The sequence below is a fragment of the Saccharothrix sp. ST-888 genome, assembly GCF_000955975.1.
Classification (GTDB): domain Bacteria; phylum Actinomycetota; class Actinomycetes; order Streptomycetales; family Streptomycetaceae; genus Kitasatospora.
On the sequence record NZ_JYJF01000231.1, the window covers coordinates 1 to 2582 of the forward strand.

4 protein-coding genes are annotated in these 2582 nt (G+C 68.2%); 2 read left to right on the plus strand and 2 right to left on the minus strand.

What is annotated here, in order from left to right; translation table 11 throughout:
- Positions 1 to 895: hypothetical protein (locus UK12_RS32200; RefSeq protein WP_197085355.1), on the minus strand; the 895-nt coding region annotated here is incomplete at its 3' end.
- Positions 896 to 1237: 342 nt separating this feature from the next.
- A complete protein-coding gene (locus tag UK12_RS32205; protein ID WP_045306756.1) occupies positions 1238 to 1477 on the minus strand; it encodes a chaplin in 240 nt (79 codons plus the stop codon).
- A 277-nt stretch (positions 1478 to 1754) separates the two neighbouring features.
- On the opposite strand from UK12_RS32205, the gene UK12_RS32210 reads away from it, so the two are divergent.
- On the plus strand, positions 1755 to 2000 hold the full coding sequence (locus tag UK12_RS32210) for a chaplin (RefSeq protein ID WP_082120133.1): 246 nt from the start codon (positions 1755 to 1757) through the stop codon (positions 1998 to 2000).
- Between the two features lie 366 nt (positions 2001 to 2366).
- The coding region (locus UK12_RS32215) for a chaplin (protein ID WP_045306757.1) at positions 2367 to 2582 on the plus strand (216 nt) is incomplete at its 3' end.

Below are 2582 nucleotides of genomic sequence, written 5' to 3' on the forward strand. Positions count from 1 at the left end.
CCTCGTGGCCGTAGCTGACCCGCCGCTGGTCCAGGTACCGCACACCGGGCACCTGGGAGGCCGCCTGCCGCAGGGCGTCGCTCAGGACCGGCACCACCCAGTTGTGCCCCCAGGCGAGGTCCTCGGGGAACGCCGGGCAGCCGTCGGCGATCTTGCCGATGTAGTCGTTGCGGCGGATGTCCGGGGTGATCGGGGTGAAGTAGGACTGGAAGACCAGTTGGTAGGAGGAGTCCTGGTAGCCCGCGTTGCGCATGGTGTTGCGCACGCTGGTCAGCGCGGCCACCACCTTGGGGACCACCTTCACCGCGCGCTGCCTGATCGCGTCGCTGCCGATGGTGTCGCGGCAGCCCTGCGACTTGGGGATCGGGAAGTACTGGGCCAGGCAGCCGAGCATGATCCCGCTGAAGTCGAAGTCGTCGTTGGCGCCGATCGTGACGACCACCATCTTGACGTTGTACTTGCCTGCCACACCGGCGAGTTGGACGTCCTGCTTGGGCTCGCCGAAGTCACCGCTGCCGGATCCGGTGATCTTGGCCAGCTCGGGGTCGCTGACCAGGTCCCCGGTCTGGGCACCCGAGCAGGCCAGGTCGATCGGGGTGACGTCGGGCAGGCCGGTGACGAAGATCTCCGACTTGTCGTGCCGGTGGCAGTAGTCGGTGGGGGTGTCGGTGCCCGCGACGTAGGCGTCGCCGGTGTCACTGCCCGCGCCCTCACCGGAGATGGCGCTGTCGCCGAGGGCGACGATGGCCGCGGGCTGGTCGGCGTGCGGGGCGACGGGCTCGGCGGCGAGGGCGCCGGGCGCCCCCGCCAGGGTGAAGGTCGCGATCAAGGCCGCGGCGGCCAGCAGGGCCCCTGGCCGATATCGCCGCGCACCTGACAGGTGTGACCTGGTCACGCATGACTCCTTGGAGGGTGGGGGACCGTCCGGCGTGCGCCGGACGGCGCGGAGCGTGGAGCGTGCTTCGCCGTCCGGGGACCTGGGGGCGTACTAGGGTTCCGGCGGGCGACAAAAGGTGAGTCGGCCTCACATGGTAGGTACTGACAAGTAACTCAACAAGGGTCAGAACGGACTTTGCTACGGGGTCGCCGCCCAAGTCGGGGACACGGCAGAGCCGCCACTCTGCACGCCCCAGGAGGGAGAAGGCGGAGGGTGGCGGCTCTGGGCGACGAACCGACCGGAGGGAGCTCCGAGCCCCGGGCGTCAGACACCGTGGCGCCGGACGCTACCGGGCGGGAGTCAGCCGACGTTCGAGCAGGCGTTGCCGAAGGCCGGGTTCAGCAGGCCGACCAGGTCGGCCGAGTTGCCGCAGATGTTGACCGGGATGTGGATCGGCACCTGGATGCTGTTCCCGGAGGCGACGCCGGGGGAGTTCACCGCGGCACCCGTGGCATTGGCGCTCGCCACGGCGGTACCGGCTCCTGCAGCGACGATGCCGACGACGGCAGCGCCGACCGCAGCGGCCTTCTTGATGCTCATTGCTAGGTCTCCTCGTTAAATCGGATCTTCCGTATTGCCGCTGGGGAGGCTGCTTCTGAACCACAAGCAAGGGACCACGGCAAGGAAGCGCACAGGCGTGCTTCTTTCCCAACGATCCCCCTGCGGTGCGGTTGCGCACCCGAGTGCGCATTCACCCATTAGCGCCAATAGGCGGCATTCGGGTGATGGCGAAATCCGCCCGTTTCCCGCTGCGCACCACGTCGTTCTTCCTGGCGGAACACGCTCCACCCCAAATCGGCAAGAAATGAGAAGCATCATGCGCAAGCTCACCTACGGCGCGTTCGGCTCCGCGGCTGCCGTGGCCCTGCTGCTCGGCGGAGCCGCCTCCGCCTCCGCCACTGGCGCGTCGGCGACGGGTGGCGCCATCAACTCCGCGGGTGTGCTCTCCGGCAACCTGATCCAGGTGCCGCTGGACGTCCCGGTCAACATCTGCGGCAACACCGTCGACGTGATCGGCCTGATGAACCCGGCGTCCGACAACCTCTGCGCCAACGCCTCCTGATCGAAGACGTCTGCCGATCGCAGGCCTCGTCTGATTCCGACGAGCCCATGCGAGTCGGCGGCCGGCTTCGGCCATGAACCCCAGGGGAGACGGATTGGCACCGAACCTGCCGTCCACCGCGGAATCTCCCTCTGACACACCCCGCAGTCCGACTCTTTCCCGGCCGTGCGAGAAATGACGGCGGGGTACCGAACAGAGCGGCCAGGCGCCGCCCGAACCACGGACGATCACACAGCCTCGGCCGCGTGTACGAGACACCACCGCGTGCACGAGACCACGGCTCACTCGAATACCGACGGGCGATGAATCCGATTCGCCCGGTTCCCGACCACCAGCTGTCGGGCAGAAAACACGAAGGAAATCCACATGCGCAACACCAAGAAGCTCGCTGTCCTTTCGATCGCCGCCGCCGGTCTGGCCCTGGGCTCCGCCGGTGCCGCCAGCGCCAGCTCCAGCGCCGACGGCATGGTCGCCAACTCCGGTGGTGTGCTCTCCGGCAACCTGGTCCAGATCCCGGTGCACGTCCCGGTCAACGTCTGCGGCAACACCGTCAACGTGATCGGCCTGATGAACCCGGCCGCC